At 42.2% G+C, this 13,658-nt stretch carries 14 protein-coding genes; 8 read left to right on the top strand and 6 right to left on the bottom strand.

Annotated features, from left to right (window positions below):
- Positions 1-80: 80 nt before the first annotated feature.
- The 3 genes from FB6_RS07835 (at position 81) to lon (ending at position 3,671) form a co-directional block, all read left to right on the top strand.
- Positions 81-461, top strand: coding sequence for a MerR family transcriptional regulator (locus FB6_RS07835; RefSeq protein ID WP_174559475.1), 381 nt, complete (start codon positions 81-83; stop codon positions 459-461).
- Between the two features lie 48 nt (positions 462-509).
- Entirely contained in the window at positions 510-1,097 is a 588-nt protein-coding gene (locus tag FB6_RS07830) for a 5-formyltetrahydrofolate cyclo-ligase (protein WP_174559474.1), read from the top strand.
- A gap of 147 nt (positions 1,098-1,244) precedes the next feature.
- Positions 1,245-3,671 (top strand): endopeptidase La, encoded by a 2,427-nt coding sequence (gene lon / locus FB6_RS07825; protein WP_174559473.1) that lies wholly within the window; start codon positions 1,245-1,247, stop codon positions 3,669-3,671.
- A gap of 258 nt (positions 3,672-3,929) precedes the next feature.
- Here the strand turns inward: lon and FB6_RS07820 are convergent, their stop codons facing one another.
- A complete protein-coding gene (locus FB6_RS07820) occupies positions 3,930-4,823 on the bottom strand; it encodes a M28 family peptidase (RefSeq protein WP_254592214.1) in 894 nt (297 codons plus the stop codon).
- 217 nt (positions 4,824-5,040) lie between these two features.
- On the opposite strand from FB6_RS07820, the gene rlmH reads away from it, so the two are divergent.
- The 3 genes from rlmH to FB6_RS07805 all read left to right on the top strand — a co-directional run bounded on the left by rlmH (position 5,041) and on the right by FB6_RS07805 (position 7,428).
- On the top strand, positions 5,041-5,523 hold the full coding sequence (rlmH, locus tag FB6_RS07815) for a 23S rRNA (pseudouridine(1915)-N(3))-methyltransferase RlmH (protein WP_174559471.1): 483 nt from the start codon (positions 5,041-5,043) through the stop codon (positions 5,521-5,523).
- Between the two features lie 213 nt (positions 5,524-5,736).
- The gene (locus FB6_RS07810; protein WP_174559470.1) at positions 5,737-6,513 is read left to right on the top strand and encodes a dioxygenase family protein; all 777 of its coding nucleotides are present in this window, start codon (positions 5,737-5,739) and stop codon (positions 6,511-6,513) included.
- Positions 6,514-6,660: 147 nt separating this feature from the next.
- On the top strand, positions 6,661-7,428 hold the full coding sequence (locus FB6_RS07805) for an META and DUF4377 domain-containing protein (RefSeq protein WP_174559469.1): 768 nt from the start codon (positions 6,661-6,663) through the stop codon (positions 7,426-7,428).
- A 69-nt stretch (positions 7,429-7,497) separates the two neighbouring features.
- Here FB6_RS07805 and gdhA read toward each other — a convergent pair whose 3' ends face one another.
- Positions 7,498-8,841, bottom strand: a complete 1,344-nt coding sequence (gene gdhA / locus FB6_RS07800) for an NADP-specific glutamate dehydrogenase (protein ID WP_174559468.1) — start codon at positions 8,839-8,841, stop codon at positions 7,498-7,500.
- A gap of 333 nt (positions 8,842-9,174) precedes the next feature.
- On the opposite strand from gdhA, the gene FB6_RS07795 reads away from it, so the two are divergent.
- Together FB6_RS07795 and nth are read left to right on the top strand one after the other, a co-directional pair.
- Positions 9,175-9,972, top strand: a complete 798-nt coding sequence (locus tag FB6_RS07795) for an RnfABCDGE type electron transport complex subunit B (protein WP_174559467.1) — start codon at positions 9,175-9,177, stop codon at positions 9,970-9,972.
- Positions 9,972-10,661 (top strand): endonuclease III, encoded by a 690-nt coding sequence (gene nth / locus FB6_RS07790; RefSeq protein WP_174559466.1) that lies wholly within the window; start codon positions 9,972-9,974, stop codon positions 10,659-10,661. The genes FB6_RS07795 and nth overlap by 1 nt, the downstream gene beginning before the upstream one ends.
- A gap of 8 nt (positions 10,662-10,669) precedes the next feature.
- On the opposite strand, the gene FB6_RS07785 is transcribed toward nth, so the two are convergent.
- The 4 genes from FB6_RS07785 to FB6_RS07770 all read right to left on the bottom strand — a co-directional run bounded on the left by FB6_RS07785 (position 10,670) and on the right by FB6_RS07770 (position 13,591).
- Positions 10,670-10,852, bottom strand: a complete 183-nt coding sequence (locus FB6_RS07785) for a hypothetical protein (protein ID WP_174559465.1) — start codon at positions 10,850-10,852, stop codon at positions 10,670-10,672.
- A gap of 98 nt (positions 10,853-10,950) precedes the next feature.
- The gene (adk, locus tag FB6_RS07780; protein WP_174559464.1) at positions 10,951-11,610 is read right to left on the bottom strand and encodes an adenylate kinase; all 660 of its coding nucleotides are present in this window, start codon (positions 11,608-11,610) and stop codon (positions 10,951-10,953) included.
- 82 nt (positions 11,611-11,692) lie between these two features.
- On the bottom strand, positions 11,693-13,009 hold the full coding sequence (locus FB6_RS07775; protein ID WP_217427329.1) for a hypothetical protein: 1,317 nt from the start codon (positions 13,007-13,009) through the stop codon (positions 11,693-11,695).
- A gap of 63 nt (positions 13,010-13,072) precedes the next feature.
- Complete coding sequence (locus FB6_RS07770) at positions 13,073-13,591, bottom strand: hypothetical protein (RefSeq protein ID WP_174559554.1); 519 nt, start codon at positions 13,589-13,591, stop codon at positions 13,073-13,075.
- Positions 13,592-13,658 lie beyond the last annotated feature (67 nt).

Raw genomic sequence — 13,658 nt, 5'->3', positions numbered from 1 at the left:
TCGCCTCATATTATTCTTCAATTGTGTTAGCATAAAGTCTGTACTTAGGTACAGAGTCAAGTCATTTTGAGGATATTTTTATGCTCACCATAGGAAAACTGGCCAAACAATGTCAGGTCAATGTCGAAACCATCCGTTATTATCAACGGATTGGTTTAATGCGCATCCCTGAAACCACCCAGAGCTATCGTTATTACAATGACAAAGACATCGAAACCTTAAGCTTTATTCAAAAAGCCAAAGATGCAGGCTTGCAACTCAGTGAAATACAGGAATTGCTGCAACTGCAACTGGATGACCGTGCACAGGTGCGGCAGGTGATTCAGCAACGACTGGATAAAATTGATCAACGTATTCAAGAACTGCAAAGCCTGAAAAACCGCCTGTCGAGCTGGATTGATGAATGTAAATCTACTCAGGAAAGCTGCTGTCCAATTTTGCAGGAACTGAAAAAAAGTTAAACTTCATCTAGCAGCACGTTTATAGATTATTTAGAGGAACAGCAACTGATGTCAGTGCATTTAAAAGCTTTACGCAAACACCTGCGACATCAACGTAGATCTGTTTCCCGCTTTCGACACAAAAAATCCCAACAAGACATTCTGAGCCGGTTGATTCGCTTCAAACCGTTCCAGCAGGCACAGAAAATTGGTCTCTATCTGCATGCTTTTGGTGAGATTAATACCAATCAAATTATCGAGTACTGTTTTAAACAGCGTAAAGAAGTTTATCTTCCGATGATTTGCACTATGAACCAGCAATTGCACTGGGTGCAGATTAGCCAGACCCAATATCGCAACAAGCGTTTTTCCTATCATCCGCTAGGGATGCAAGAACCGATGGCCAGTCGCGGTTTGCATGTTTCCACACTAGATCTGTTGATCATGCCCTTATTGGCCTGTGACGTGCATGGCACACGTATAGGCATGGGGGGCGGTTTCTATGACAAAACTCTGGCCAGCGCCAGACATAAACCGTTTCGCTTAGGCATTGCCCATGACTTTCAGCTGCTGCAACTACGTTTGCCGCGCCAACCGTGGGATCAACCTTTAGATGCTTTAATGACCCCTGCAAAATATTTACATTTCAAGCGTTGAATTGGTATTTTTGACGCTTAGGAACACTTTAAAATCACACATTTACTCATTTTTTATACATTTTCATTTGCCCTGCCCTTGTATTTTTTGAAATACCCATCACTATAAAAAACATGGCAACACTGTTGTTACTCATTAGGAGTGCCCATGTCTGAAATTATTATGAATCAAGAAACCTTAGATACTCAGGTTCCAAGCGTATTACCGCTTTTAGCGCTACGAGATGTCGTGGTTTATCCACACATGCAAATTGCGTTATTTGTAGGTCGTGAAAAATCGATCAATGCAGTTGACGTGGCTCGTAACAGTGACAATCTAGTATTTGTAGTTGCTCAACAAGATTCTCTTACAGAAGAAATTGATCACGACAACTTATATCAATACGGTACTGTCGCGAAGATTGTGCAAGTGGTAAATCATGAAAACGATGAAAACTGCATTAAAGTATTAATTGAGGGTTTACATCGTTCCAAGTTGGTCAAAATCATTGAAAATGATGAGTATTTATCAGCTGAACATGCACTTAGTCCAATGACTGTTAATGTCGATGCCGATACTCAAGCCAACCGCATTCAGGAACTGCGTACTTTATTTGCCCAATATGCAGAAGCCAAATTACGTAATGCACGTGAATTGATTACTGCGGCAAATAAAATTGACGACCTGTTACAGCTTTTGTTCTTCGTGGCGACCCGTGTCCCGCTGAATATCGATATCAAACAAAAGTTCTTGGAACAGGATGACTTTGAAGCTCATTTGACTGAGCTCATGACTTATTTGTTACAACAGTCTGAAGAACAACAGATTGAACAAACCTTGCATGACTCGGTTAAACGCCAGATGGAGAAAAACCAGCGCGAATATTTCCTGAATGAAAAAATGAAGGTGATTCAGCGCGAGCTTTCCGACATGAATGGCGGCGCGGAAGATGACGTGGCTGAAATTGAGCGTCGTCTTGAAGAAGCAGATTTACCGGAACACGTACGTAAAAAAGCTGAATCTGAATTCCGTAAGCTCAAAGCGATGCAACCGGCTTCAAGCGAAGCGGCCGTGGTTCGTAACTATATCGAGGTGATTTTAGATACGCCTTGGAATAAAGCGAGCAAGGTCAGCATTAACCTGAACAAGGCGCAAGAGATTCTAGATGCCGATCACTACGGCCTGGACGAAGTGAAACAGCGTATTGTTGAATATCTGGCGGTTCAATCACGAGTGAAAAAACTGCGTGGTCCGATCCTTTGTCTGGTTGGCCCTCCAGGGGTAGGTAAAACGTCACTCGGTGAATCCATTGCCAAAGCCACAGGTCGTGAATTTGTGCGTATGGCCTTGGGTGGTGTACGTGATGAAGCTGAAATCCGTGGTCACCGTCGTACTTATATCGGTGCGATGCCAGGTAAAGTGGTGCAATCTTTAACCAAAGTTGGCGTGAAGAACCCGCTGTTCTTGCTCGACGAAATTGACAAGATGGCACAGGATTATCGCGGTGACCCAGCTTCAGCCTTGCTTGAAGTCCTTGATCCATCACAAAACAGCAAGTTTAACGACCACTACCTCGATCTTGATCTGGACCTATCTGAAGTGATGTTCATCTGTACTGCAAACAGCATGAATATTCCTGAAGCGTTACTTGACCGTATGGAAGTGATTCGTCTGCCGGGTTATACCGAAGAAGAGAAAGTCAATATTGCTGAACGTTATCTGGTGCCTAAAGCTATTAAGGACAACGGTTTACGTGGTAAAGAACTGACTATTCATGAAGAAGCGATTCGTGACATCGTGCGTCGTTATACACGCGAAGCTGGTGTGCGTAGTCTGGAACGTGAAGTGTCTAAGATTGCCCGTAAAGTGGTAAAAGAAGCGGTGAGCAAAAAGGCCAAAAACCTGCATATCGATGTGACTGCTGAAAACCTGTCAGATTACTTAGGCGTACATAAGTTCGACTTCGGTATGGCGGAAGAAGAAGCACAAGTCGGTCGTGTCAATGGTTTGGCTTGGACTTCTGTCGGTGGTGAACTGTTATCGATTGAAGTGGCTGCGGTGAAAGGTAAAGGTAAGTTCATCACCACCGGTTCTCTGGGTGATGTGATGAAAGAATCGATTACTGCTGCAATGACCGTAGTTCGTACACGTGCCGATGCCTTGGGTATTGAATCTTCAAGATTTGAAGAAACCGATATTCACGTTCACTTGCCTGAAGGTGCAACACCGAAAGATGGACCTTCTGCAGGTTTGGCCTTAACTACTGCTCTGGTTTCTGCCTTCACCGGCATTCCAGTTCGTGCAGATATTGCCATGACCGGTGAAACCAACTTAGGTGGTCGTGCAATGCGGATCGGTGGCTTGAAAGAAAAACTGCTTGCTGCACATCGTGGTGGTATCAAGATGGTGTTTATTCCTCAAGAAAACGTACGTGACTTGGTGGAAATTCCAGAAAATGTTAAAGCAGGTCTGGAAATTAAAGCAGTGAAAAGTATCGATGAGATCTTGCCATTCGCTTTGGTAGAAGCACCAAAACCTTTGCCTAAAACTCCGATTGTGAAACCAATCGCTGAAGGTAAAGCAGCACGCCATTAATCGTATTTCGATACAAAAAATAGAGAGCTTCGGCTCTCTATTTTTGTTTAAAAGTTTTACTATATAAGCATCCATGAGTCTTGAAAAATCTGTGCCTCATCCCCATCTAATATTATAGAAACACAGATGCGCTGTTAGTTTCTATTTTATATGTTATGTGAATGGTCATCTACATCTCCAGGTGGATGACCTTTTGATCGCAGTCCCAGTATTCCATTCAGGGACTGCGTTTTTTATGCGTGCCTGTTTAGTACTTGCTCAATCTGATTGCGCCATCAAAATTTTTACCAAACCGTCAACCACATAAGCCATTTTATTCAGATTTAAAGTTTTTAGTGTATCGGTGGCAGTGTGATAGTGCTTGTTACGAAAAGGGCCTGTATCGGTAATCATCATGGCTGGAATACCTAAATTCCAGTAATTCAGATGATCAGAAAATTCCATACCCGAAATAAAAGATGGTGCAACCAGACGCTGACACTCGAGTTCATCCAGCTCTCGCATGGCTTCACAATATTTCGCACTCAAATTATAAGACTGTAAATTACTAACCGCAGCAATAAAATTACCATGTTGTGGATAGACCCATTTCAGGCCTACCGGATATTGCTGTACCAGATTTTCATCAAAAAACCCGATCATCTCTAAAATATAAACGCCCTGAATTTGGTCTTTTTGTGCCTCTATGGATTTAGCATGTACATAACTCCCCATCTGCTCAGATTTGAAAAATGGCGGCTCAGCCAGGGTATAAAAGACAAATTCCACATTGTGCGCCAGCTGGGATTTTTGCTGTGACAGTATACGTGCAGTTTCTATGACACCAGCAACACCTGAAGCATTATCATCAGCGCCTTGAAACTTACCATAAACATCATAATGAGCGCCTACAATTACCTTTTCAGCATGGCCTGCGGTTAACGTACAAACCACATTTCGATAAGCTAAACTGTTGACCGAATAATTTTGATACTGGCAAGGAATGCCAAACAGCCGCATCTGCTCTTTAATCCATGCCGAAACACGCTGTAATTCCTGAACATTTTTATAATTACGATACCCCTGTTCGCCAATGATTTGTTCAAGATAAACTTTTAAATTATCGGTACCGGCTGGTGTTTCACTAGGTAATGCCCAGCTTGAAACACTCATACAAACCGAACTGATCAAACCACAAAAGAATACGCCTAAATTTTGATGGTTTTTTAATTTCATTTATTGTTATCCCACTCTTATTATTTACATTTAGTCCCTTAGTAACGATTTAAACAGCATCACAAACCTATTTTCAATTTCAATTTGTTGCTCAAAAGCAGTAAAAATCATTTTAGCGTTTATAATAGGACTGACTTTCACATCCTTGTATCTTATGAAAATCCGTATTATTACCATCGGTCAAAAAATGCCAGCCTGGGTACTCACCGGCTTTGAAGATTACTTCAAACGCATTCAACCCTTTGTGCAAACTCAGATCATCGAATTACCCATGGCAAAACGCGGCAAGAATGATTCAGAAGCGGATATTCTGAAATACCGCCAGATTGAAGGTGAAAGCATCCTTAATGCGATGAAACACAATGAAACCCTGATTGCTCTTGAAGTAGGTGGTAAAGAATTCAGTACTGAAAAACTGGCTGAGACCATGAAACAATGGATGCTTGAAGGCAATGATGTCGTACTGGCCATTGGTGGTCCAGATGGTCATTCTGAAGCAGTCCGTAAGGCTGCTGCATGGCACTGGTCTTTGTCAAAACTGACCTTACCTCATCCTATGGTTCGAGTGATGTTGATTGAACAGCTCTACCGTGCAATGAGTATCAACAATAATCATCCTTATCATCGTGCAGGTTAAAAGTCAGATATAAATGGTTGCTCATCATTGCTCAAGGCTATACCTCAAGATGGGCATTACGAACTGCTTTTAACTGGTTAAAAATCAATATTATACGATTTCACCACATCGTTTCATTTATGCAACAATATGTTGAAATATCCACTATTTCATCAACTTTTGCTTTTTGGCATCATAACTAAAGTTAATCTTCTTTGAATTAGGCGCATTGTCATGAATTTTCAAACTTTACCCGGTTTATTTATTTCACATGGATCACCCATGCTTGCGCTTAATCCTGAGCAAGTAGGTCCTGCATTAGAACGCTTGAGTATCAATTTGCCCAAGCCGCAAGCCATTATTGTGATGTCTGCGCATTGGGAAAGTAATGCCCTAGAAGTCAGTAGTAGTGTACGCCCAGAAACCTGGCATGACTTCCGTGGTTTCCCTGCTGAACTGTATGAAATGCGCTATCCGGCACCCGGTCAGCCCGAACTGGCTGAAGAAATTCTGCATCTGTTGGCCAGTGCCGGTTTAACCGCCCACGCCAACAGCACCCGTCCACGTGATCATGGCGTGTGGATGCCATTGCTACACATGTATCATGAGGCTGATATTCCCGTGGTAGAAATTTCGTTACCGATGAACTTGTCAGCTGAAGATATCTATAAAGTTGGTCAAACTTTAGCGCCACTGCGTGAAAAACAGGTATTGATGATTGGTTCAGGAAGTATTACCCATAACTTAAGTGAACTGTCTTGGCATGGTGAATCTGCCGCTGTGCCGGAATGGGCATCAACTTTCCGCAATTATGTGGTCAATAAACTCAGTCATAGCGATTATGCTGCGGTACTGGAATGGCAGAATATTCCCTATGTACAGCGTAATCATCCGACCCTGGAACACTTTGCTCCGCTGTTTTTTGCCATGGGTACAGGTCATCGTTTTAGTATTGTGCATAGTAGTTTTAGTATGGGATCGCTAGGAATGGACATCTATCGTTTTGACTAACGCCCAAACTCATAACTTTTTATTAATAATTAACAAAATTATAGTTATGGATACATTTTGATACCGAATATATCAGAATGTATCCATATTTTTTGAACGCTCATCGGCTATTCTAAGAAAAATTCTTCAAAACCAAGTACTTTTAAAATGAAACTGAAATTTTTAGCAATTGCCCTTTTCCCTCTCACGCTTGCAGCCTGCCAATCTGGTGATCTTCAAAAAGCTGGAGATGTTGCCGTGTCTGTCTTACAACAACAAAACGCCGATAAAACCCTGTCTGCTTATCAATGGAGCACTCAGACCGGTACTGCCCCTAAGCCACTGGTGTTAAACTTCAATGATCAAGACCGCTTAAGCATCGCCACCAGCTGTAATGGCATGGGAACGAACTGGAAAGTTGAAAATAATCAGATTATCACCGGTCATTTAATGGCAACCCAGATGGCATGTGAACCTAAGGCCATGGAACAGGAAAAAGTCGCTTCAGATTTATTCAGCAATCGTAAAGCTCCTTTTGTCTTGAATCTGGATGATCCGCAAAAGCCGACTTTAACGATTATCTCAGCGACAGGTCAGAAATATGTCTTTAGTGGCAAAATGACACCAGAAACGCAATATCAAAGTCAGGCTGAAATTATCTTCCTGGAAGTTTCACCTGAAACCAAAGCCTGTACTGGTGTCGCAGCACAACAATGCTTACAGGTTCGGGAAGTGAAATATGCAGAAAATGGAGTAAAAACTCACGTCGATAAAGACTGGACTTTATTCTATAGCCAAATTGAAGGTTTTGAACATAACCCTACCCTACGCCAGATTATTCGGGTCAAACGCTATGAAATCAAAAATCCTGCCGCAGATCAGTCGAAATATGCCTATATCCATGATATGACTGTAGAAAGCGCAACAGTGAAATAAATCATTGATCTTTTAAACAAAAAACCGATGCCAAAGCATCGGTTTTTTCATATTCAAGAAAATATATTCTTAGAATACACCTTGAGCCAACATGGCATCGGCAACTTTTACGAAACCGGCAATATTCGCACCATTTACATAGTTCACAGTACCATCTGTTTCAGTACCATATTTCACGCAGTTACGGTGAATTTCTTTCATGATCGCATGTAGACGTTCGTCAACTTCTTCAAAAGTCCAGCCCAAACGGATCGCATTTTGAGACATTTCCAGACCAGAAGTCGCAACACCGCCGGCATTTGATGCTTTACCCGGAGCATAAAGAATTTTCGCTTCAACGAATTTCTCAACAGCATCCAGAGTTGAAGGCATGTTTGCACCTTCAGCTACACAGATGGTTCCGTTAGCCAGGAGTTGAACAGCATCATCTCCATCCAACTCGTTTTGAGTGGCACATGGCAATGCGATGTCACACTTGATTGACCACGGACGTTGACCTTCAAGGTATTCAAAACCGTGTTTAGAAGCAAATTCGGAAATACGGCCACGTTTAACGTTTTTAAGCTCCATCACTTCTGCCAGAAGCTCATCAGTGAAACCGTCTTTTACGTAAACAGTACCATTTGAGTCTGAAAGTGAAACCACTTTCGCACCCAAAAACATGGCTTTTTCAGCAGCAAATTGCGCAACGTTACCTGAACCAGAAATAGCGACAGTTTTACCCTTAAAGCTATCACCACGGGTTTTCAGCATTTCCTCAGCGAAATAAACGGTACCGTAACCTGTTGCTTCAGGACGAGCCAATGAACCACCGAAAGACAGACCTTTACCAGTAAATACACATGAAGTGTCATTGCTGAGCTTTTTCATCATGCCAGCCATGTAACCGACTTCACGGCCACCCACACCAATATCGCCCGCAGGAATATCAGTATTTGAACCCAGGTGACGATACAATTCAATAATTAAGGCTTGGCAGAAGCGCATAATTTCGCCTTCAGACTTACCTTTAGGGTCGAAGTCTGAACCACCTTTACCACCGCCCATAGGCAAAGTAGTCAAGGCATTTTTAAAAGTTTGCTCAAAGCCCAGGAATTTAAGAATTGAAAGATTCACTGAAGGGTGGAAACGCATCCCCCCTTTGAATGGACCAATAGCTGAATTGTACTGTACACGGAAAGCACGGTTTACTTGAGTTTGACCTTGATCATCTACCCATGACACACGGAATTGAATTGCACGTTCAGGTTCTACCAGGCGTTCAAGCAATCCATGATCAGCATATTCTGGATTCTTTTCAATGAATGGCCAAAGACTGGTCATTACTTCTTCTACAGCTTGTAGAAACTCTGGTTGATGTTGGTCACGTGATTTAACGTAGTTTAGGAAGTCGTTAAGGCTGTTGTATTTCAACGCTTAATCCTCAGCAGGTATGGATCAAAATTGGTCAAAATTTTAATCAGTGATTTATTTTGGCGCAAAATATTAAATATCTTTTGTCATGATTCAGCAATAGTTTTTTAAAAAAAACTTAATTTTACATATAGAACATAGATTTAATTTAATTTATTAGTATTTTTAGTTATAAGTCGAATAACTTTTATATATGAATTATTCAATAATATTGCTCGATAATAATGCATTATTGGTTCCATTTTTGCGCACAGGAATTCTGCTTGAAAACATGCTAATATGGCGCATACAGCAAATTGTTAGACACTGCCAGCCCTGCACTTCCGGTTACACATGAACTCTCTAATTTCTCTCATCCAAAAAATTGATGCCTTGCTACCACAAACTCAATGCGGGCTTTGCGGGCATCGTGATGGTTGTCTGCCTTACGCAAAATCAATTGCTGAAGGTGAAGCAGCCAACAAGTGTGTACCCGGTGGCCAACCTGTTGCGGATGCTTTAGCTCAATTGCTGGTTCGCCCTCAACTCAAAGCGGAAGAAAGCGTCTGGCCCATCCAGACGGATGGTCGCCCACAACGCATGAAAGCGGTAATTCGTGAAGCTGAATGTATAGGCTGTACCAAATGTATTAGTGCCTGTCCGGTGGATGCCATTATTGGTTCAGGCAAACTGATGCACAGCATTTTGACGGATCTGTGTACTGGTTGCGAACTATGTATTCCACCCTGTCCTGTGGACTGCATAGATTTGATTGAAGACATACAAACTGTGCCTTCAGAGTTCGCTCGCGTTACCGAGCAGAATGATCTGCGCAATCGTTATTACTCACATATTCAGCGTGAAGAAAAACGACGCCTAAACCGTAAAGGTCCTGTCGTGCGTGCCAATATTGACACGGCATTATTTGCTCAATTTTCTGCTCAGAGCGATGCCGTGCCAGAAATTGAAATCATGGAAAAAACCGCCAAAGTGGTCGTCACTCACGATGCAGCAACCACCATACAACTAGCTAAAATTCGTACACAAATCAAAAAATTAGAAAAACAGCTGAGCGTCCGTGAAGATCCGAATAAACGTCAGCAATTAGATGAACTCAGCCAACAGCTCAATGCTTTGCAAGGAGCATCATGATGGCTGTGAAAAATATGACCAAAAAGCAGATTCAGATTTTTTTCGAACGTTTACGTGAACAAAGACCCAGCCCAAAAACGGAACTGAATTATTCCAACCCTTTTGAACTTTTGGTGGCGGTGACCCTTTCTGCTCAAGCCACCGATGTCAGTGTTAATAAAGCCACGGATAAACTGTTTCCTGTCGCTAATACACCAGAAGCAATTTATGCCTTAGGCGTTGAAGGTTTAAAAGAATATATCAAAACCATTGGCCTATATAATGCCAAAGCCGAGAACGTGATTAAAGCTTGTAAAATGCTGATAGAAAAGCATAACAGCGTCGTTCCCAACAATCGTGCAGACTTGGAAGCTTTACCAGGTGTAGGGCGTAAAACAGCAAATGTGGTGCTCAATACCGCCTTTGGTCATCCGACCATGGCGGTAGATACACATATCTTCCGTCTGGGAAATCGTACCGGTTTGGCTGTAGGGAAAAATGTTTTGGAAGTCGAGCATCGGCTGGTTAAGGTCATTCCCAAAGAATTTATGGTTGATGCCCATCACTGGCTGATCTTACACGGACGTTACTGCTGTATCGCGCGTAAGCCTAAATGCCATGAATGCGTGGTGTCTGATGTCTGTCAGTGGCCAGATAAGTATGAATTTGGTGCAGCAAAAAACATTCCAGTCCAAATGCTAGAGAATTAAAACCAGACTCAATTTTTATCTTTATTTTTCTGCTGTAATTTGGGATGAAGCTGGCGTTCAGGTGGGTTGTTTTTCTTTTCCGCCACCTGCTGCTTTTCTACACGACGTAAAGCCTTGAAGCTCTGAACCATTAAAGCCAAAATAATCACAACAAACACCAAGACCAGTGCAAACAGACCCATTTTTAGCAAAGTGTGATCCTCAAAATTATGTATAAATAAAAAAAGAGCCCTAATATGGCTTAGGACTCTTTTAATGTCAAAACATTCAGCCTGTACAGGCTAATGAATTATTTCGCTTGATCTAGAATTGCAAACAAATCTTTTTGAACGTCTTCAATTGGACGAAGACCGTTTAATTTGTCATAAGTCGGTGCATTTTCACCAGAAGCTGCACGACCTTGATAGAAGCCTACCAATTGTTCTGTTTCAGTGTGGTATGAACCCAAACGCTTACGGATGGTTTCTTCTTGGTCATCCGGGCGTTGTACCAAGTCTTCACCAGTTTCATCATCTTTACCTTCCACTTTAGGTGGATTGTAAACGACATGATATACACGGCCAGAAGCTGGGTGCTGACGACGACCAGAAAGACGTTGTACGATTTCTTCGTCTGGAACATCAATTTCGATCACGTGATCAATGTTAATGCCTTCTTTTTCCAAAGCTTCAGCTTGAGGAATCGTACGTGGGAAACCATCAAAGATGCAACCATTAACACAATCAGGCTGTGCAATACGTTCTTTTACCAAACCGATGATAAGCTCGTCAGATACAAGACCACCACTTTCCATCACGCTCTTAGCTTTAAGACCTAATTCAGTACCTTCACGAATTGCAGCACGGAGCATATCACCGGTTGAAATTTGTGGGACATTGTAGCGCTTACAGATCAACTGAGCTTGAGTACCTTTACCTGCTCCAGGTGGTCCGAGTAATATAATGCGCATAAAAAAACATCCTCATTTAACAAGATATGTGATGCTTGGCTTATGGTGAATCAATAAGATCCAGCATTTATCCAGCATCTAATTATAAGAAAGCCACAAACAAATGTATTGTACCCGCTATAAATCCAGTTACACCACCCAGAACGATCAAAATCCACTCGTCCTCCTGAAAAGCAGGACGTAATAAGTTCTGAAACTCTCTCGGGGTCAACTCTCGGATGCGGTCTCTAAACATCTGATAGATTTTCTGTGCACGGCTCGCATTGAAAGCAGGGTCGCATACAGGCACCATCGTAATTTCAATCGAGCGATCGATCAAGTCCGTCTTGAGTTTTGCATACTCTTTTGGCCCTAAAGAGAGCTGTAAAGAAGTCCGGACGATCGGTGTTTCCATAATTTCATTAATATGCCGTTTCACGATGCGGCGAGTTTTATCTTTTTTTCCGCCGTACATCATCTCGGTCATGATGGATTTTAACGTAATCAGGTCTTCGGTGACTACACTGGCAAAGACGTCGGAGACTTCATCCTGACGTTTCATAAATGCGCCCTGAATATTATAGGTTCCCATTCTCGGAATTACCGGCTTGACCCAAGGAAACTTGCGATCTTTCGTTAATTCAAATACTTGTGGGTACCGTACATAATGAGGTTCCAGTGGATTAAACACCATCCAGATGGCAATCCAGTTGGTCAAAAAGCCCCAAACCGATGCCCAAAATGGTACCGTCCAGTGCCATGGCACCACAAACCAGACGACCATTTGGAATACGCCAAAAAACATCCCGATCAGGGCGCTAATATGCCAAATAAAGTTGATTTCCTTGCGTCCAACTTTAAGAAACATGTTCACCATTAAACGGCGGTCACCTTCCATTTGGCGAACCACCATTTCGCGCATATCGACAAGTGACTCGACGTTCATGGTCAGCTCAGTCACCAATTCTCTTAAAATACCGGGTAATTGTTTATGAGCCTGCGAATAAATACGGCGTTTAATCGAATAAGGTAAGTTTTCCCAGAGCACGGCATTACGATCAATCATCATTTCATCAATCAAATGTTCCAGCTCAAAGCCGACCTGCTCACCAATAATACGTGCCATATCCTCAGGATCCATGGCATCGAGAAATTCACGCAGGGAACCTAGTTTAGACAAAGTATTATCGGTAATAATCCCGGAAATACGGCCCGCTTTACGTGGCACAATGCCCTGCCAGCCGACTGGCAATGGTCCCAAATGGAATCCCCAAAACGTCAGGGGATAAAACACCATTTTCAGTGCCATCCACACATGTGCCCAGGTGACGAAAGCCGTAACAGGAATAATGCTCAGTACTGCCCAAAAATCAGGGCGATTCAAGAAGGTTTGCCACAATTCGTTGACGTACTCAAGCATGCAGAATATCCATATTTAATTTTTAATCACGAAATACTAAATTATAAAATTTGACTATTTTCACTATAACCCGAAACTGAGCGTATAGGAAAATTGTAGTCTTGGCTCTGTTTCAGCGACCACATTGCCAGATCGATCTTTTAACTCTTCACCGGCACCAATCCCCACACTAAAGCTACTAATCCGTTCCTTACTTAGCAAAACATAGGCCAAATCTACACCTGCACCCAGCCGTTCTTTATGCCCATCATCCACTCTTTTACTATCAATATGTCCGGCATAAACCCCAACATAATAACCATTTTTGTCTGTGCCTGTGAGATGGTAAGGATAACGAAACCCAACCTGAGCCCCGACATTATAATCATCATTATAAAATACCCCAGCTTTTGCATAGGCAATTCCGTAGGGATTGACCCATTCTGCATTCAGATGAAGTAATTTTTGAGTAAAACCTGCCCCTACATTCCATGTTTTTGCACTATCTGATGTCAATTTTGCTTCAGGTAAATATGGATTGTCTTGTGCATGAGCCACATTTGCCAGCGCAAAAAAAGCCAACAAAGGATACGCTTTTGTGATTATTTTCATCGTTTTCCCTAAATTTTATTTTTAATACAGTCCTTTTTTTGAATTTTGACTTTAGCAG

It is taken from the genome of Acinetobacter bouvetii (assembly GCF_902753875.1).
In the GTDB taxonomy this organism is placed as follows: domain Bacteria; phylum Pseudomonadota; class Gammaproteobacteria; order Pseudomonadales; family Moraxellaceae; genus Acinetobacter; species Acinetobacter bouvetii_A.
Note: the sequence above shows the minus strand (reverse complement) of the source record. Positions and strands in the feature narration are given on the sequence as shown.